Below are 17,918 nucleotides of genomic sequence, written 5' to 3' on the forward strand. Positions count from 1 at the left end.
TTCCCGGGTGCTCACGCCCACTTCCTCACGGCGTAGCGCTGGAAGACGCCGACCACGGCGTCGGTGAGCTTGCCGAGCACGGCCAGCAGGATGATCGCGAGGAACACTCGGTCGATCCGGCCGTTGTTCTGGCTGTCGATGAGTCGGAAGCCCAGGCCCATCGAGGAGGCGATCAGCTCGGACGCGACCAGGAACAGCCACGACTGGGCGAGCGCGAGGCGCAGCCCCGAGATCACGGCGGGGATCACCGCGGGCAGCTGCACCGTCGTGAACAGCCGGACGCTCGAGAGCCCGAACGCGCGGCCGGCTTCGACGAGGTGTCGGTCGACGTGGCCGAGCGCCGTCGCGACCGTGGTGAAGACGGGGAAGAACGCGCCGATCGTGATCAGCGTGATTTTCGACTCCTCACCGATGCCCAGCCAGAGCAGCAGGAGTGGCACCCAGGCCAGCGAGGGTACGGCCCGGATCGCGCCGAGGGTCGGCCCGAGGACCACCTCCCAGACGCGGGAGAGGCCGAACATCGCCCCGACGAGGAGTCCGAGAGCCGAGCCGAGGGCGAATCCGATGAGCACTCGCTGTGTCGATATAGCGACGTCCTGCCCCAGATCGCCGCGCTGGGCGAGGTCGACTCCGGCCGCCCACACCATCGCGGGCGAGGGGAACACGGCGACCGAGACCAGTCCGCTCGTCGTCGCGATCTGCCAGGCGGCGAGCAGCAGCACGGGGAGGATCGCCCCGCCGGCGACGACGAACCAGCGCCGCGAGGTGAGCGGGCGGGACCCCCGAGCGCGGTCCTCGCGGAGCCGGCGCCGGGAGGCGGCGACCGCGGGGCCCACCACGGCGAACCCGGCCGCGCCCGGAACCTGGACGAGCCCGGTGCCCGCGCTCAACAGGTCGGCGTCGGTCGCGGTCTCGTTGTCGCGGATCGTCATCGTCGTCTCCTCAGGTGGCAGGGCGGTCGCAGGGGAATGAGGCGTTGCCCCTCACGCCCCGATTGCGCTGGGGTCAGCCGCTGACGCGGAGGTGCCGTCGAGCAGCGAGTCGAGCGCGTCGTCGACCTGCTGCTGGGAGGCGACGTCGCCGTTCTCGACGAAGATCGGGCCGATCACGGCGAGCACGTCGGTCTGGGCGGAGCCCGGGACGTGGTCGACGTCGAGGTTGCTGCGCTCGGTGATGACCGTGGTCGCCACCGTGACGTCGAGCCCGGCGACGGAGGCGAGGATGCTGGCCGTCTCGTCCTGGTTCTCGAGCGCCCAGGCGCGGGCGTGCTCGTACGCGTTCACCACGGTTTGCGCCAGGTCCGGCTTCTCAGCGAGGAAGCTCTCGGTCGCGTTGAGCAGACCGTAGGAGTTGAAGTCGACGTTGCGGTAGAGCAGGGTCGCCCCGGCAGCCTGGGCACCGGCCATGATCGGGTCAAGGCCCGCCCAGGCGTCGACGGAGCCGTTCTGCAGCGCGGCCCAGCCGTCGGCGTGCTGGAGGTTCTGCACCGTCACGTCGCCGATGCTCAGCCCGGCGGCCTCGAGCGCCTGCACCAGGAAGAAGTAGGGGTCGGTGCCCTTGGTGGCCGCGATCTGCTTGCCCTTCAGCTGCTCGACGGCGGTGATCGCTGAGCCTGCTGGAATCACGAGGGCCGACCACTCCGGCTGCGAGAAGATGTTGATCGTCTTGATGGGCGAACCGTTCGAGCGGGCGAGCAGCGCCGCGGAGCCGGCAGTGGAGCCGACGTCGATCGCTCCGGCGCGCAGGGCCTCGTTGGCCTTGTTCGATCCCGCCGACTGCACCCAGGCGACGGTGACCTGCTGTTCGGCGAGGGCCGCCTCGAGCCAGCCTTTCTCCTTGATGACCAGGCTCAACGGGTTGTAGGTCGCGAAGTCGAGCGTGAGGGTGCCGCCCCGGGTGCCTCCGGCCGCGGTGTCGGCGGCCGCCGCTCCTGCTCCGCCCTCGCCCTGCACGCAGCCCGCAAGGAGCGGGACGGCGGCGGCGGTGAGCAGGCCGGCCAGAGCGGTGCGGCGGGTGAGCGGGGAAGTGGTGAACGGGGAGCTGGGGAACGACATGGGGGCCTCGACTTCGGGATGCGGTGACAAGAGTGAGTGTGGGTGCTGCGGGGGAGCGATGGTGCCGGAAGGAGCCGGTTCGGTGGAGAGCGGACGGAGACGGCGGCTGTGGAGGGAGACCGTGCGGCCCCCATCGGTGCGGGCCCGGTTCGGTGCCGTACGGCTCGGTGCCGCCCGGGTCAGTGCCGCTCGATGCCGAGCCCCGCGAGCAGCTCGGCGCGGTACTCGGCGAGTTCCGCCGAGCCGCGGTCCCGGGGTCGAACGCCGGGGACCGTCACGATCCGCTGGATCCGGGAGATGCCTCCGGGCTCGTCTCGCCCGAGGAGCACGATGCGGTCGGCCAGCTGCAGGGCCTCGTCGACATCGTGCGTGACGAGCAGGATCGTCGCCGGAGCCGCCGCGTGCACCTCGAGCAGCAGGTCCTGCATCCGCAGGCGCGTCAGTGCGTCGAGCGCGCCGAACGGCTCGTCCAGGAGGAGCACGCCGGGATTGCGCGCGAGCGCGCGGGCGAGGGAGGCGCGCTGGGCCATCCCTCCGGACACCTCGCGGGGGCGCGAGCGAGCGTGCGCAGTGAGGCCGACCAGCGAGAGGAGCTCGTCGACGGCGGCACGGGCGGCGGGACGCGGAGTGCCGCGCGGCAGACCCAGCGCGACGTTATCGGCGATGCTCCGCCACGGCAGCAGCCGCGGCTCCTGGAACGCCACCGCGCAGCGCGGGTCGATGCCCGAGACGGGTGCGCCGCCGATCAGCACGGAGCCCTCTGATGCAGTGTCCAGGCCAGCGGCGATGCGCAGGAGCGTCGACTTACCGCAGCCGCTCGGGCCGAGGATCGCGATGACCTCGCCCGCGGCCGCCTCGAGTGAGACGTCCGTCAGCACCGGCGCCCCGGGCGCGAAAGTGCGGCCGACCCCCTCGAAGCGCACGGGGAACGCCGACTGGCCGAGCTCGGCGTCGAAGGCCAGGCTCGTGCGGGCGGCGGGGGTGGCGGGCATGTCTCTCCGGATGGCGGGACGGACGGGCGGATCGTCCGATCGTACGGAGGGGCCCCGGGCGCCACCTCGCGGCCCGACACGGGGAGTAACACAGAAGGCCTCCCCGATCCGCGGACGGGGGAGGCCTTCGACGTGCGGCGGCTACGCCTGAACGAGCAGGAGCTCCGCCAGGGGAAGGCGGCTGCGCGGCGCGGTCTCGCGCTCGCGCAGCGTCTCGTTCGACAGCGCGTCGGCCTCGGCAGCGACTCCGACCGCCGCGATCGTCACCGGGTCGAAGCGCTCGTCGACGTCGAACGCGGCGCGGACGGCGTCCTTGTCGAAGCCGGCCATCTGGTGCACGTGCAGACCCTCGTGGTGCGCCTGGACGCTGAGGTGGGCGATCGACTGGCCGAGGTCATAGCTGGCCCACGGGCGCGGCTTTCCCTCGGCGTCGAGGGTCTCGGCGAGCGCGACGACCAGGACGGCGGCGGAGCCGGCCCAGGCTCCGTTGAAGCCGGCGAGGGTCGAGACGATGCGGTCGAACTCGTCGGATCCGCGGCGGGCGACGATGAAGCGCCACGGCTGCGAGTTGCTGGCGGACGGTGACCAGCGCGCGGCCTCGAGGAGGGACGTGAGGGTCTCGTCCGAGACGGTCGCGGTCGCGTCGTAGGAGCGCGGGCTCCAGCGCTCCGCGAGGACGTCGAGGATCGGGGCGCTGGTCGTGGCGGTGCGGGAGGCGATGAGGGCCATGGCGGGCTTCTTCCGTGCGGGGGCTGGGGGACGGGCTCCGTTGCCCATCGCACTCCAACCGTCCCCGCCCCGCGGACATTCCTGCGTGGGCCCAGTCCGCGCCCACGCGCGCGTTCGCCTACGGAGGACCGGGCCGCCTCCGAGCCCCGGAACGGTACGGTGGGAGACGGCGTGGTCATCCCGCGCACCACCATCCACGACTCTGGAGGATCATCCATGGCCCAGCACTTCGACGTCGTCGTCCTGGGGGCAGGCCCCGGCGGATACGTGGCCGCGATCCGCGCCGCCCAGCTCGGCAAGTCCGTCGCCGTCGTCGAGAAGCAGTACTGGGGCGGTGTCTGCCTCAACGTGGGCTGCATCCCGTCCAAGGCGCTGCTGCGCAACGCGGAGCTCGCCCACCTCTTCCACACCCAGGCGAAGCAGTTCGGCATCTCCGGCGACGTCTCCTTCGACTTCGGTGCGGCGTTCGACCGTAGCCGCTCGGTCGCGGACGGCCGCACCAAGGGCGTCCACTTCCTGATGAAGAAGAACAAGATCGCTGAGTTCGACGGCGTGGGCTCCTTCACCGGCCCGAAGGGCCTCGACGTCCAGCTCAGCACGGGCGGCACGGAGTCGCTGATCTTCGATGACGCGATCATCGCGACCGGCGCGAGCGTCCGCCTCCTCCCCGGCGTCGAACTCTCCGAGAACGTCGTCACCTACGAGACCCAGATCATGACCCGCGAGCTGCCCGACACGATGGCCATCGTGGGCGCGGGCGCGATCGGCATGGAATTCGCGTACGTCCTCAAGAACTACGGCGTCGACGTGACGATCATCGAGTTCATGGACCGCGCTCTCCCCAATGAGGACCCGGACGTCTCGAGGGAGATCCAGAAGCAGTACAAGAAGCTCGGCGTCGAGATTCTGACCTCGACCAAGGTCGAGTCGGTCGTGGACAAGGACGGCTACGTCACCGTTACCTACACCGCGAAGGACGGCACGCAGTCGACCTTGGAGGTCGACAAGGTGCTCATGTCGATCGGCTGGGTCCCCCGCACGGAGGGCTTCGGCCTCGAGAAGACGGGCGTCGAGCTGACCGAGCGCGGCGCGATCGCGATCGACGACCACATGCGCACGAACGTCCCGAACATCTACGCCATCGGCGACGTCACCGCCAAGCTCCAGCTCGCGCACGTCGCGGAGGCGCAGGGCGTCGTCGCCGCCGAGACCCTCGCCGGCGCCGAGACCCAGACTCTGGGCGACTACCGGATGATGCCGCGCGCGACGTTCTGCCAGCCGCAGATCGCCTCCTTCGGCCTCACCGAGAAGCAGGCGACGGATGAGGGCCACGAGATCACCGTCTCGACCTTCCCCTTCATGGCCAACGGCAAGGCCCACGGCCTCGGCGAGCCCACCGGCTTCGTGAAGCTCATCGCGAGCAAGAAGTACGGCGAGCTCCTCGGCGCGCACATGATCGGCCCGGACGTCTCCGAGCTGCTCCCCGAGCTCACCCTCGCCCAGAAGTGGGACCTCACCGCGACCGAGCTGGCCCGCAACGTGCACACCCACCCGACGCTGTCGGAGGCGCTGCAGGAGGGCTTCCACGGCCTGAAGGGGCACATGATCAACATGTAGGGCTCGTCCCTCCGGCTACCTCCGGCTCGCAGGATCCCGCTCGGCTCGTCCGATCGAGCGGTTCCTGCGAGCCGGAGTCGTTTCCGCGAGCCGGAGCGGCGCGGCAGGGCGTCAGAAGAGGGTCGGCTCGGCAGGAGTACCCTCCGGAGCTGGATGCTGTTCACCAGAACCGCGGGATGTGAGCTACGACGCGAAGGACCTCCCGCTACCGTGACCCGATGGATCCGCTGCTGCTCGACCGACTCGCCGCCGACGCCTGGCCCGCGCTCGTGCGCCGCCCGCTCGGCGCGTGGGAGCTGCGCGCCTCCGCGGGCGTGACCAAGCGTGCCAACTCGCTGCTCGCCTCCGGGGACGTCACCGATCAGGCGGCCGCTCTCGACGAGGCGGAGGCGTTCGCCCACCAGCACGGCATCGCGCCCCTCGTACAGGTCGGCCCGCCGAGCCCCGAGGGATTGACCGAGCTACTCGCCGAGCGGGGCGCCGCGCCGATCGACCGCACACTCGTGCTGACCGGATCGGTCCAGGAGGCGCTCGCCGCGCTGCCCGCGCTGCCGACGCCTGTCCGCCTCGCCGCGGCTCCCGACGAGGACTGGCTCGCCCTCTGGTGGTCGGTCGACGGACGCGGCGGAGCGGACGCGCGCGCGGTCGCCGAGCGCATCCTCCTGGGTTGCCCCTCCTCCTCTGCCCTCGCCGTTGACGGAGACGGCCCCGCCGCGACCGGCCGTCTCGCCGTGGTCACTGCGCAGAACGGCGAGCTCTGGGGCGGCCTCTTCAGCATGGCGACCCGCCCCGACGCGCGCCGCCGCGGCCTCGCCTCCGCCGTCATCCGCGCGCTCCTCGAGGAGGCGTCGCGCCGCGGTATCGAGCGCTTCTGGCTCCAGGTGCTCGCCTCCAACGCCGGCGCTCGCCGCCTCTACGCGTCCCTCCGCTGCCGCGAATCCTCCTGGTACGAGTACTGGCGCTACCCCGCCCCCCGCGAGATGCCACTTATGAGCGCGACACGCCGGTGAAGGCGCGCACAAGTGGCATCTCGCGGGAGGGAGGAGCGCGGGAGGGTTAGGAGTTTGCGAGGACGGAGCGGGCGACGGACTCGGCCTTCGTGGCGTCGCCGGTAACGGTGATGCGCCACCAGACGTCCTCGGCCAGCGCGTCGATCTCGCAGACGCCCGCCGCGCAACCGGTGAGGGCCTTCTCGCCGAAACCGTCGAGCGGCTCGAGCGGGATCGCCAGGCCGGAGGTCAACGAGAGGTTGCGCCAGCCGTCATCCCCGTTCGGCAGCGCATCGACGGTCACGCCCGAGTAGGCCGCGCTGGCCGCATCGCTCCAGCTACAGGAGACGTACCCGGCCCGGGCCGCCGCCGCAGCGGATGCGGTCGTCGCCGTCCCGGTCCCGGCCGCCGCTGTCGGCTGCGCGAGCCCGGCGGCTCCGGTCAGCTGCTCGCCGGTGAGAACCTCGGTGCAGACGGGCGAAGGAGCGGTCACCGGCTCGTCGAGGGTGCCCAGGGCCGCCGCGGCCGTGCCGGTCGCGAGCGCCGCGAGGTCGATTCCCGCCGCAGCTCCTCGCAGCTGCAGGGTCACCCAGGTGGTGCCGGCGAGCAGGTCGAGGTCGCAGCTGCCGTCGGTGCAGGATCCGTAGGCCTCGACGTCGGTCGCGAGCCGCGGACCCGGGCGGCCGGCGAACGCCTCCGCCGCATCCTCGACCGCGGCCGCCGTGATCGACGCGTCCTCGTCGTACCAGGAGCAGCGGAGCAGTCCGCCGTTCTCCTCCGCCGCCTCGCGGATCAGCTCGCCCGAGGAGCGCGTCGTCACCTCGCGGCTGCCCTCGAGGCCGCTGCGGGCGACCCCGAGAGCCGTGGCCGCGCGCGACGCGGGCAGGAGGGAGTCGCAGCCCAGCCGGGTCGAGGCGGTGGGCGAGGCCGTCGGAGTGGCCGACGGAGTCGCCGAGGCTGTGGCGGACGGCGACGGCGACGGGGTCGGCGCGTCGGAGCGCTCGGCCGTGGTGCAGCCGCTGAGCCCGACGAGGAGCGCCAGTGCGACGCCGATCGCCGCCGCACGCGGGGAGCGCGCCGTCACGCGGCCAGCTCGCGCTCGATGGCCGCGGTGAACGCGTCGATGTCGTCCGCCGTCGTGTCGAAGGAGCACACCCAGCGGACCTCGCCGGTCGCCGGGTTCCAGTCGTAGAAGCGGTAGGCGGCGCGGAGCCGGTCGGCGACTCCGGGCGGCAGCGTCGCGAAGACCGCGTTCGCCTGGGTCTGCTGCGTGAACTCGAGCCCGCCGATCCGACCGTCGGCGATCGCCGCCTCGAGCCCCGAGCGCAGCCGCGCCGCCATAGCGTTCGCGTGCCGGGCCGAGCGCAGCCACAGGGGCTCCTCCTTGCCGCCGTCGCCGAGCAGCGCGAGCAGCTGCGCCGAGATGAAGCGCATCTTGGAGGAGAGCTGCATGTTGGTCTTGCGGAGGAACGTGAGTCCGGTCGAGGCCGCCGGGTCGAGCACGACGATCGCCTCACCGAGCAGGATGCCGTTCTTGGTGCCGCCGAACGAGAGCACATCGACGCCCGCATCCGAGGTGAAGGAGCGCAGCGGCAGGCCGAGCGAGGCCGCGGCGTTCGCGATCCGCGCGCCGTCCATGTGGAGCCGCATGCCGAGGCCGTGCGCGTGGTCGGCCAGCGCGCGCACCTCCTCCGGTGTGTAGACGGTGCCGAGCTCGGAGGACTGCGTGATCGAGACCACGAGCGGCTGGGCGCGGTGCTCATCGCCGAACCCCCACGCCTCCCGGTCGACCAGGCCGGGGGTGAGCTTGCCGTCGGGAGTGGGCACCGTGAGGATCTTGATCCCGCCAACCTTCTCGGGCGCTCCGCCCTCGTCGGAGGTGATGTGTGCGGTGGCGGCCGAAACGACGGCGCCCCACCGGGGGAGCATCGACTGCAGGCCGGTGACGTTGGCGCCGGTGCCGTTGAAGACGGGGAAGGCCTGCGCCTGCTCGCCGAACTCGCGGCGGAACGCGTCCTGCAGCCGCTCGGTGTACGCGTCCTCGCCGTACGCGATCTGGTGCGCCCCGTTGGCCGTTGCGATCGCGGCGAGGACCTCGTCGTGCACACCGGAGTAGTTGTCGGAGGCGAAGCCGCGGACATCGGGATCGTGCAGAGCGCTCATCCCTCCATCTTCGCAGCCCGCCGCTCGGAGGAGTCCCTGAGGCACCCTCGCTGCGCCCACCCCGCCGCCGCAGGCGTTTCGGGTAGGTCGACGGACGACGACCGAAAAGCCGATTGTCGTCAAGAAGTTGGTATCGGCTGGGAGGCAGGCCACTCTTGACGTATGCGCATGGACACGACGGGAGCTGTACGCGACATGCCTGCCCCTCCCGGGGTGGACGAGATCGCGGCTCGCTTCGGCGATCCCGTCCTCGCGTTCGCGCCGCAGCCGCGGTTAGAGGAGTTCGCCGCGGCGCAGACGATGGCGCTCGGCCGCTTCATCGAGATCTCCCTCTCGTACTCGTTCTTCAAGAACCCGCGCAATCGCGCCGACCCGGTGAACCACGTCCCGCTGACCCCCGAGCAAGACCGCGCGATCGAGCGTGCCGAGAACGACCACCTGCCGCCCTGGATGGTCGACCAGGTGACGCGGATGCGGTATCCGGTGCTCTGGGAGGCGGTGCGCACCTCCGTGCCGATCCCCGCCGAGCGCAGCCGGCCCCTGGAGTCGCGTCTCGCGGCGCACATGGGCGACGTGCTCCGCAACACTTTCCCGGGCCGTGTGCGCAGCCGTCGCGGCGGGATGCCGGTGGTCGCCGCCGCTCTTCGCGACGAGGACATCGTGCGCGGCGTCCCGGTGATCGTGGACGGGGAGGCGCTGCGCGGCTATCGCGTGGACACGGATCCGGATGTGGTCGCGATCGGCGCCCGCGTCGACGGCCGCTACATGACGGTCGTGCTTGACCGCACAATCGTGCCGGACATCCGGATGGAGTTCGTCCGTCGCAGCCCGCCCCGCCCGGCGGCCCCGCCCTCGCGGCGCTGACCACGCGGGTCGGCCCCCGACGTATCCGGCGGGCTGCGCCGCGGAACCGTCCAGCCGATCTCCGCATTCGTCGATGTCCGCAGGTTCGTCCATCCGCTGTCCACACCGGTGGACACCCGGCGCTCACGACTGCCCGGGCACCGCGATCCCGTGCTCGTAGGCGAACACCACCGCCTGGATCCGGTCGCGCACGCCGAGCTTCATCAGGATCTTCGACACATGTGTCTTCACGGTCGCCTCGCCCACGAACAGCTCGGCCGCGATTTCCGCGTTCGACCAGCCCCGCGCCAGATGTACCAGAACCTCGCGCTCGCGGTCCGTCAGCTCCGCGACTCCGGGGTGCTCGACGGCCGCGGGTGGACGCTCCGGCCCGGCCGCAAACCGCTCGATCACGCGCCGCGTGATGTCCGGAGTGAGCATCGCATCACCGCGGGCCACCACCTGCACGGCCTCGACCAATTCCTCCGGCGACGCGTTCTTGAGCAGGAACCCGCTCGCGCCGGCCGAGAGGGCGTCAAAAAGGTAGTCGTCGCGGTCGAAGGTGGTCAGGATGAGCACCCGCGAGCACAGGCGGGGGTCGGTGACGATCTCCCGGGTGGCTGCCAAGCCGTCGAGCCCGGGCATCTGCACGTCCATGCAGATCACGTCGGGGCACAGCTCCGAGGCCCGCTGCAGGGCCTCGAATCCGGTGCGCGCCTCGCCGACGACCTCGATCCCCGGCTCGGACTCGAGGACGATGCGAAAGCCAGCACGGACGAGTTCCTGGTCGTCGACGAGCAGCACGCGCACGTGCTCGGTCATGGGCGGTCCCCGCTCGCTCGCTCCTGGCGCCCCCACGACGCCTCCGACGACGCTACCGGGTCGCCCCCCACCGGAACGTCCGCGTCCAGGATGCTCGCCCGGACGGGGGACAGCGGAACCCGAGTGTGCACGAGATAGCCACCCTCCCTCGGCCCCATCTCGATCCAGCCGCCGACTGCCGCCGCTCGCTCACTCATGCCGGTGTGGCCCAGGCCGCAGGAGGCGGGGGCGCTGGGGTGCGGGCCGGAGCCGCCGTCATCGGCGATCTCGAGTTCGACGGCGTCGGGGGCGTAGCGCAGGCGCACCTCGGCGTGCGCGCCGCGTCCCGCGTGCTTGCGGACGTTCGTGAGCGACTCCTGCGCGATGCGGTAGAGGCTCAGCCCCACCGTCGCCGGGATCTCGCGGGGCGTGCCGAGCGTGCGGAACGCGGTGGGCAGTCCTGAGCCGTTCGAGGCGGCGACCAGCTCCTCGAGCTGGGCGACTCCGCGGGTCGAGGCGGCGTCGGTGAGCGGATTCGGGACCGCGTCCTCGGCGCGCAGGGCGACCAGGATGCGGTGCAGCTCCTCGATCGCCGAGCGCGCGTCGCTCTCGATCGCGCTGAGCGAGGCGGCGGCCCGCTCGGGATCGCGCGCTAGGACCCGCCGCGCCGCTCCGGCCTGCACCCCCATCACACTCACGTGATGCGCGACCACGTCGTGCAGCTCGCGCGCGATCCGCAGCCGCTCCGACGACAGCGCCCGCTGGGAGGACCGCACGCGCTCATCGTCGAGCTCGGCAGTGCGCGCCTTGAGCGCCTCGAGCCGCCGGACCGACTGCCAGGACGCCTCGCCGAAGACGTAGGAGCTGCCGAAGTAGAGCAGGTTGGAGACCACCGCGAGAGCCGACTCCGCCGCGTAGGGCGAGAGCAGGCCGGGGGAGTCGTCGACCGGCACCGAGCTGCCGAAGTACTCGCCCGTGGCGAGCGTGGTGAGCAGCCAGCCCAGCATCCCGACGGCGATCACCACTCGGACGACGAGGGCCGCCCGCCGGTTCCGGCCCCACGCGCCGACGGAGTACAGGGCGAAGAACAGGCAGATCTGCCCGAACAGCGACTCCGGCACCTGCAGCACGATCCCGAGCGCGTAGACGACCGAGAGGCCGACCGCGACGCTCGCGGGGAAGCGCCGACGCAGCGCGAGCGGGAGCGTGATCGAGCCTGCCCAGAGGGCGCTGACGATCGGGTGCGTCGCATCGGGGAAGCCCGCGGAGGTGTACAGCGCGATGGAGGTGAGCGTCGCCATCAGCAGGATCCCCGCGGTGACCGCGTCGCGCGCGTACCCCGCGCGGCTCGGCGCTCGCCGGACCCAGCCCGCGTCGAGCGGGTCCGCGGCTGCGTCACCTGAGGGCATGCGCCCCACGCTAACGGACGACGGTCAGCAGGCGGAGCCGCGGGAGGAGGCGGAGCGAGCCCGCCGCCTCCCGCGCGCCGCCTCAGTCCCGGCCGGTGATGCCGCGGGTCGAGGCGATGACGTCGCCCATCTTCTTCCCGAGGGCTTCGTAGAACATCGACAGTGGGAACTCGTCGTCCAGCACGGCGTCGGTGAGGCCTCGCGGGGCCCCGAGGAGCACCTCATCCGGGAGCCCGCGTGCCCAGGCGGAGGCGGGGTGCGGCGTGAGCGTCGCTGCGATCAGCTGGTGAGCGGCCAGCCAGTGCGCCGTCTTCGGTCGGTCGATTGAGCGCCAGTAGAGCTCGTCGATCGCGTCCGAGAGGGCGACGACCACGTCCGCGACGCCGTCCCACTCCAACGCCAGCCGGGTGTCGGTCCAGTGCAGCACGCCGCGCTGGTGCAGCCAGGCGAAGAGCAGCTGGCCGCCGAGGCCGTCGTAGTTGCGCACCCGGGATCCGGTGAGCGGGAAGCGGAAGAGCCGGTCGAACAGGATCGCGTACTGGACGAAGCGCGAGCGCTCGGCGAGCGCCTCCTGCTCGTCGTCGCGGCGCTCCAGCGCGCCGAGGCGGCGCCCGATGGCGACGGCCTCGCGGAACGCGGTGAGGTCGCAGCGCAGCTCTTCCAGGGAGTAGAGGAAGAACGGCATCCGCTGCTTGATCATGAACGGATCGAACGGCAGGTCTCCGCGCATGTGGGTGCGGTCGTGGATGAGGTCCCACATCACGAAGGACTCCTCGGCCAGGCGCTGGTCGGCGAGGAGGCGCTGCGCGTCCTCCGGCAGTTCGAGCCGCGTGATCCGCGCGGCCTCCGTGACGACGCGGCGGAATCGGGCCGCCTCGCGGTCGGCGAAAATCGCACCCCAGGTGAAGGACGGGACGGAGCGCATCGCGACCGTCTCGGGGAACAGCACCGCGCTGTCGGTGTCGTAGCCGGCGGTGAAATCGAGGAAGCGCACCGGCACGAAGAGAGCGTTGGAGTAATCGCCCGCCTCCAGCTCGGCGACGAACCGCGGCCAGACGACCTCGACCAGGACGGCCTCGACGTGGCGATCGCGGCTGCCGTTCTGCGTGTACATCGGGAAGACCACGAGGTGGCGGCGGCCGTCCACGCGGTCGAGTTGCGGCTGGAAAGCGGTGAGGGAGTCGAGGAAGTCGGGCACCCCCAGCCCGTCGGCGCTCCAGCGCTCGAGGTCCACGACGAGCGCATCGAGGTAGGCCGCGTCGTGCGGGAAGGTGGGGGCGAGGGTGCGGATTCCGGCGACGATCCGCTCGACGAGGGCCCGGGCGTCTGCAAGGCACTCCGGCTCGGCGAGCGAGCCGTCCTGCGCCTGCAGCGGATGCAGCGCTGTGGCAGCGGCGACGAGGTCCAGCCAGGCGGCGGAGTTCTCCACGCGGTCTTCGACGACCTCGGGTTCTCCGACGACGGTGCTGTGCACGACATGCGACATGGTGATCCTCCTCACGCTGGTGATACGGGGTGTTCGGAGCGGAATGCGCTCCGACTTCGAGCGTATGGGCGCAGCGGCGCGCTTTTCTTGCGTTGTGGTGGAGCGATGCGGCGAACTCGCTGTCTGGTGGGCACGTCTGCGCTGCGCCTCGGGGACCCTGCGGCCAGGATTCACCCAGGTTCCATACAGGCCAAAGCCCCCCATTCGGGGCTAGATTACTCCGCACTCCGTTTTTGGCCCGTCATCGGGTCGAGGATGGGGCGACACAGTGTCCGCATCCCGAGTGCGGGGACATCCGATCGAACCGGCGCGCCGAACACCCTGGTGGCGCGCTCGATCGACGAGCCACCCCGAGAGAGAGGATCGGAGCGCGTGACGGGACCCGAACCCGGAAGCGACCAGAGAACAGCCAGCATCGACCACCACCCCGAGAACCTCCGTCTGCTCCCCTGGTCGCAGGCGGACGCCGCGATCCTCCGCGACACCCTCGCGCAGGCGAACGGTGAACTCGAGAGCGAGAGCGAGATCCTCGTGCGTCACGACCGCTACCTGCGCGGTTGGGCGGACGGAGATGCGTTCTTCTACGTGGTCGAGCTGAACGGTGTCTCCGTCGGCTCCATCGGCTATTGGTACGGCTCCTCGCGCGGCGTACTCGCTTACGAGGCGGCCTGGAACATCGTTCCGCACGCCCGCGGCGTCACCGTGAACTCTGTGCGGCTGCTGCTCGAGGAGGCCGCGGAGCACCCCGTGCCGCGCTTCGTGCACGCCTTCGTAGCGCAGGGCGACCTCGATGCCAGCGCGACCTGCGTCGAGGCCGGATTCGACCGGGTCGATCTCGTCGAGCAGGGCGACCCGCCGGCGCTCTATGTCGACTGGGCGTTCGACCTGGCCGCCGTGGGCTGATCAGAGGGCGTGGCGCTCCAGCCACGGGCGCAGCACCGCGAGGAACTCCTCGGGGCGCTCAAGGCTGGGCAGGTGCGCGGCGTCCTCGAGCACACGTAGCTCCGCCCCGCTCACCGCGGCGGCGAGGTACTCGCAGACGGGCAGCGACTCGGACAGGTCGTGCGCGCCCACCACGACGAGGGTCGGTACGGCGATCTCCCCGAGCCGCTCGCGTGCGGGCCGGGGCAGCTCGATCGGGCGCGGCGCCTCCGATTCGTGGCCGACGCCTGCGAGAGCGAGTTCCCGCACCTGTGCGAGGAACTCCGGATCGACGTCGCCAGCCGAGCGGTCGGGGCCCACGGCCCACAGCTCCGCCTCGCGGATCGTCGCCGCCTCCTGCTCCCCGGCGAGTTCCAGCGCCTCGACCTGCGCGAAGCGGCGCTCCTCCTCCGTGGTCAGCGCGGGGTAGTCGAAGCCGGCCAGGCCGGGAGCGATCGCCACCAGGCCGCTCACCCGCTCCGGGTGCTCGAGCGTCAGATCCAGGGCCAGGGTGCCGCCTCGCGAGCAGCCGATGACCACCGCACGCTCGACTCCCAGGTGATCGAGCAGATCCAGGGCGTCTCGTCGCGGGTCGAACTCGACGTCCGCCGTGCTCGTGCCGCCGGCCCCGCGGACGTCGTAGCGAATCACCAGGCGCTCGCGCGCGAGGTTCGGGACGAGCGGATCCCACATCCGCAGGTCGGCGATGCCCGCGTGCACGAGCAGCAGGGCGGGCGCGGAGGCGTGGCCGTCCGCCTTCCAGTGCAGGCTCGCGCCGGGGACCTCGAGATGCGGCATGCCCGACACCGTAGGCGTGCTGCGCGGTCGCTGCAACGGCCACTGCCGCCCCCGTCCCCCTCCGCGAGTGCCACTTAGGAGGCTGACGCGCCGGGCGGAATCATATAGTCGTTGCGACGCTTCGATAGTTCGGAGTGTTTACGTCATGGGTTCCTGCTCGGGGTCGTCGGTTTGGTGGGGAGGCGAGGGAGGTGTCTGTGGCTCTCGTGCTCGAGGGGGTCGGGGAGCATGCGGCCGCGTGCGCGGTGGGCGCGTCGTCTCGGTCGGGTCCGGAGTGGTAGCGGCAGCCTGGTGGTCTGCGACCTAATCACGGGAACGCGGGGTCGGGGATTGCGGATCCTGCGCTGGCTGAACAGGTCGGCGAGGGGCGGTATCTGTCGTTGCGTGAGCGGTTGATGATCGAGGTTCGACGTCAGGACGGGTGGTCGTTCGCTCGAATCGGTGCTGCGATCGGTCGGGACCGTTCGATTGTTCGGCGTGAGGTTCGTCGGGCGTCGCGGACGGTCGGCGTGTTACGAGCGGCTTTGGCTCGTCATCACGCGCACCAGCTGGGGCGGCGCTCGAAGATCCCGAAGCACGCATCGACGCCGGAGTTGGCGTGGTTCGTGACGGAAGCGATGGATGCTGACTCGAGCCCGAAGCTGATCAGGCGATTATTGACGGATCTGTTCCCCAAGGATGGAGGAAAGCGTAGATTTCCAAGCGCTGGATCGTGTGCTCTGAATAGGCCTCAGGTTCTAGCGTGCAGTTCGCTCAGCCACACAGTGGACGGTAAGGTGCGTATCGCACCGGTGCCTAGCGGTGGCGCCGCGCTCAAGGGGATGACCAATGCACACGTTGACTGGAAAACGAGTAGCTAAGTTCGCGAGAGACTTCGGATTTGACGGCGACGAGTCCGATCAGTTCGAGCGCTATGTTGCAGCCAACTACCTTTTCCCGTATGTGCGTGACGATGTCCGGCAGATCGAGCGATCCGTTCTCGGAGGAGCTAGCGACGAGGGCATCGATATCGCGGCCGTCGTGGTCAATGGGCAGCTCGTTTTTGAGCCCTCGGAGATTGATTACCTGATTGCCGATCAAACGTCAAACTCTGTCAGGATCATCTTTATTCAGGCGAAAACTAGCGAGTCCTATGACTCAAAGCTGATCGCGAAGTTCCTCCACGGCATCGAGACTGTAACCAAGTATGCAATCAAGCCGAAAAGCCTTCCGCTTCCAGCGCCGTTGGTCGACCTCGCCAACCTCATCGACCGGATCGCGGAGAGCGGCGACAAGTTCCAAGACACGCGAATTCCATGCGAATTGTTCTACGTGACGACCAGCTCGAACGACGGCGAGAGCGCGCGCAAGGAGCTGCAAGTTTCACAAGCTATCAGCCGCATTCAAGAACTCGGTATCTACTCCGAGAACCTGCAACTTCGGACGCACGGTCATGATGCTCTGGCCGCCAAACTTAAAGAGCGCCACGGACCTCAAAATATTCGATTTACTTTCGAGAAGCGACAGACCATACCGGCCACGGACCGAGTAAGCGAGGCTTACATTGGTCTAATCTCTGGTGCTGAGGCATTGAAGTTGCTGACGGACGACATCGGCAACATGCGCCCTGGCATCTTTGATGATAACGTCCGTCTCGACCTCGGCAACCACAACCCCGTCAATACTCGAATAATCGGCACACTTCAAAGCTCCGACCGAGAGCATTTCCCCTTCCTGAACAATGGCCTGACCATCATTGCTACCGCACTTCGTGGTTCCGGAGACCGGTTCTTCATTTCTGGGTACCAGATCGTCAACGGAGGTCAGACAAGTCATCAGTTGGTTCGTTGGGCGGCGAGCGATGCGGTGAAATCGGATCCGAAGCTAATGGAAGAGCTTTGGATTCCAGTCAAGATCGTTAGCTCGAGCGACCCGGGAGTGCGCACTAGCGTAGCCATCGCCACTAACCTGCAAACGCCTATCGGCGCTGCTGATATCCAAGCGAGTTCGCAAGTGGCTAAAAATGTCGAAGAGTATTTCGGGCAGTCGGGCATCGATGGCCTCCGCTATTGCGGCAGAATCAGGGGTCCGCTCTCGACTTCCCACGGACGAGGGTTGTGACCACTTCCGAACTCAACCGGGCCGTCGCCGCAGCATTGTTCGGGGATTCGTCGCGCGCCATTGGCTCGCCCAAGGAGCTCGAAGCTGAAGGCTCGTTCGTGTGGGGCGACTACCCCGTCGAAGCCTTCTATTACGCAGCGTGGATCCTCTACCGCGTAGATCGCTTTTTCGCTCGAACGCCTGAGTCAAGCACTCTGAAGGCTGCAAGATACCACATCGCCATGATGGTGTCGGCGCTGATTAACCCGGAAATCGTTCCAATCTTCGAAAGTGCGAACCTTGATGATGCGAGCAAGCGGTTGAAGATGCCCAAGAAGCTGACCTACGTGGTTTCGGTTCAAGCTTTCGCCGAGAAGATTGAGTCGGCGATCGTGACGGCTGTTCAACTAGCAACTGAGCAATTCCAGGTAGTCCTGGATGAGGGCAGAAGCTTGCGTAAGGATGATGTACGCAGCCGCCGCAGTCAGGAGGCGTTGCTGCAGAGAGCGAAGAGCTTGAGCGCAAATTCCTGAAGATGCGCGTCGACTAACTCGCTTCGACCCCTCGCAATACGATCGGTCGGCACTGGCTGAAATCAGTTAACGCCGAGTCCGCGTAGGCCCCAGATACAAGCCACCAGCGAGTCTCGTGTCCCACCGGATACGGGACGACTGAGATTGTCAAAACCGCTTGCGCGTGTGAGGCCGACGCGAGGTGAGCCGTATGAGTGCGCATCACAGAGGACGAGCCCAGAGGTCGCCACCCGCTGCCCGTCCGGTTCACACGCGCTGGAGTGCTCGCTCGCACGACGGTGCTAGGGGTGCCCACTGTCGGTGGCTACGTCTAGCATGAGATGGTCAGCCGTATCGAAGCCACCGTGATAGGTAGGGGAACCCTGGTCAAGAGGAGCGGCGGCGCTCCCTACCTGCAGCTGACATGCCATGTTGGTCGCGCCGCCGCCACCGACCATGATGGTGATGGCACGACCACGGCACGATGTGGGTGGTCTCGAGTAGTGTCGTGTCCGTAGTAGATCT

Annotated in this window: 17 protein-coding genes; 7 read left to right on the forward strand and 10 right to left on the reverse strand. The window is 69.4% G+C overall.

Translation table 11 applies throughout. The annotated features are described in order from the left end of the window. Positions 1 to 11: 11 nt before the first annotated feature. From A6122_RS00815 to A6122_RS00830, 4 genes are all read right to left on the reverse strand, one after another. Positions 12 to 932 carry an ABC transporter permease gene (locus A6122_RS00815; protein ID WP_084415720.1) on the reverse strand — a complete coding sequence of 307 codons (921 nt, stop codon included), beginning with the start codon at positions 930 to 932 and terminating at the stop codon, positions 12 to 14. A 51-nt stretch (positions 933 to 983) separates the two neighbouring features. Continuing rightward, positions 984 to 2,054, reverse strand: a complete 1,071-nt coding sequence (locus A6122_RS00820) for an aliphatic sulfonate ABC transporter substrate-binding protein (protein WP_068250426.1) — start codon at positions 2,052 to 2,054, stop codon at positions 984 to 986. Positions 2,055 to 2,233: 179 nt separating this feature from the next. Next, positions 2,234 to 3,046, reverse strand: a complete 813-nt coding sequence (locus A6122_RS00825) for an ABC transporter ATP-binding protein (protein ID WP_068250429.1) — start codon at positions 3,044 to 3,046, stop codon at positions 2,234 to 2,236. 141 nt (positions 3,047 to 3,187) lie between these two features. Next, entirely contained in the window at positions 3,188 to 3,775 is a 588-nt protein-coding gene (locus tag A6122_RS00830; protein WP_068250432.1) for a nitroreductase family protein, read from the reverse strand. Between the two features lie 216 nt (positions 3,776 to 3,991). Here A6122_RS00830 and lpdA point away from each other — a divergent pair, with 216 nt between their 5' ends. Then, entirely contained in the window at positions 3,992 to 5,392 is a 1,401-nt protein-coding gene (gene lpdA, locus A6122_RS00835; RefSeq protein ID WP_068250435.1) for a dihydrolipoyl dehydrogenase, read from the forward strand. 218 nt (positions 5,393 to 5,610) lie between these two features. Then, complete coding sequence (locus A6122_RS00840) at positions 5,611 to 6,402, forward strand: GNAT family N-acetyltransferase (RefSeq protein WP_068250438.1); 792 nt, start codon at positions 5,611 to 5,613, stop codon at positions 6,400 to 6,402. A 46-nt stretch (positions 6,403 to 6,448) separates the two neighbouring features. Here A6122_RS00840 and A6122_RS00845 read toward each other — a convergent pair whose 3' ends face one another. Further along, the gene (locus tag A6122_RS00845; protein ID WP_068250441.1) at positions 6,449 to 7,465 is read right to left on the reverse strand and encodes a hypothetical protein; all 1,017 of its coding nucleotides are present in this window, start codon (positions 7,463 to 7,465) and stop codon (positions 6,449 to 6,451) included. Then, positions 7,462 to 8,544, reverse strand: coding sequence for a threonine aldolase family protein (locus A6122_RS00850; protein WP_068250443.1), 1,083 nt, complete (start codon positions 8,542 to 8,544; stop codon positions 7,462 to 7,464). Before A6122_RS00850 ends, A6122_RS00845 begins: the two co-directional genes overlap by 4 nt. 195 nt (positions 8,545 to 8,739) lie before the next feature. On the opposite strand from A6122_RS00850, the gene A6122_RS00855 reads away from it, so the two are divergent. Continuing rightward, positions 8,740 to 9,408 carry a hypothetical protein gene (locus A6122_RS00855; protein ID WP_146076735.1) on the forward strand — a complete coding sequence of 223 codons (669 nt, stop codon included), beginning with the start codon at positions 8,740 to 8,742 and terminating at the stop codon, positions 9,406 to 9,408. A 123-nt stretch (positions 9,409 to 9,531) separates the two neighbouring features. Here the strand turns inward: A6122_RS00855 and A6122_RS00860 are convergent, their stop codons facing one another. From A6122_RS00860 to A6122_RS00870, 3 genes are all read right to left on the reverse strand, one after another. Further along, positions 9,532 to 10,209: a response regulator gene (locus A6122_RS00860; protein WP_068250449.1), complete on the reverse strand. Its 678-nt coding sequence runs from the start codon at positions 10,207 to 10,209 to the stop codon at positions 9,532 to 9,534. Next, entirely contained in the window at positions 10,206 to 11,597 is a 1,392-nt protein-coding gene (locus tag A6122_RS00865; RefSeq protein WP_068250452.1) for a sensor histidine kinase, read from the reverse strand. The genes A6122_RS00860 and A6122_RS00865 overlap by 4 nt, the downstream gene beginning before the upstream one ends. 82 nt (positions 11,598 to 11,679) lie before the next feature. Further along, positions 11,680 to 13,083: a DUF6421 family protein gene (locus A6122_RS00870; RefSeq protein ID WP_068250455.1), complete on the reverse strand. Its 1,404-nt coding sequence runs from the start codon at positions 13,081 to 13,083 to the stop codon at positions 11,680 to 11,682. Positions 13,084 to 13,455: 372 nt separating this feature from the next. Here A6122_RS00870 and A6122_RS00875 point away from each other — a divergent pair, with 372 nt between their 5' ends. Next, positions 13,456 to 13,986, forward strand: a complete 531-nt coding sequence (locus tag A6122_RS00875; RefSeq protein ID WP_068250458.1) for a GNAT family N-acetyltransferase — start codon at positions 13,456 to 13,458, stop codon at positions 13,984 to 13,986. Here the strand turns inward: A6122_RS00875 and A6122_RS00880 are convergent, their stop codons facing one another. Then, positions 13,987 to 14,802, reverse strand: coding sequence for an alpha/beta fold hydrolase (locus tag A6122_RS00880; RefSeq protein WP_068250467.1), 816 nt, complete (start codon positions 14,800 to 14,802; stop codon positions 13,987 to 13,989). A gap of 374 nt (positions 14,803 to 15,176) precedes the next feature. Between A6122_RS00880 and A6122_RS17630 the strand changes: the two genes are divergently transcribed. From A6122_RS17630 to A6122_RS00890, 3 genes are read left to right on the forward strand one after another with little or no spacing between them, the layout of a single operon-like run. After that, positions 15,177 to 15,662, forward strand: a complete 486-nt coding sequence (locus tag A6122_RS17630) for a helix-turn-helix domain-containing protein (RefSeq protein WP_418320029.1) — start codon at positions 15,177 to 15,179, stop codon at positions 15,660 to 15,662. Beyond that, positions 15,631 to 16,902: an AIPR family protein gene (locus A6122_RS00885; RefSeq protein ID WP_068250469.1), complete on the forward strand. Its 1,272-nt coding sequence runs from the start codon at positions 15,631 to 15,633 to the stop codon at positions 16,900 to 16,902. The genes A6122_RS17630 and A6122_RS00885 overlap by 32 nt, the downstream gene beginning before the upstream one ends. Next, positions 16,899 to 17,414 carry a hypothetical protein gene (locus A6122_RS00890; protein ID WP_068250472.1) on the forward strand — a complete coding sequence of 172 codons (516 nt, stop codon included), beginning with the start codon at positions 16,899 to 16,901 and terminating at the stop codon, positions 17,412 to 17,414. The genes A6122_RS00885 and A6122_RS00890 overlap by 4 nt, the downstream gene beginning before the upstream one ends. Positions 17,415 to 17,918 lie beyond the last annotated feature (504 nt).

Source organism: Rathayibacter tritici, assembly GCF_001641005.1.
Classification (GTDB): Bacteria; Actinomycetota; Actinomycetes; order Actinomycetales; family Microbacteriaceae; genus Rathayibacter; species Rathayibacter tritici.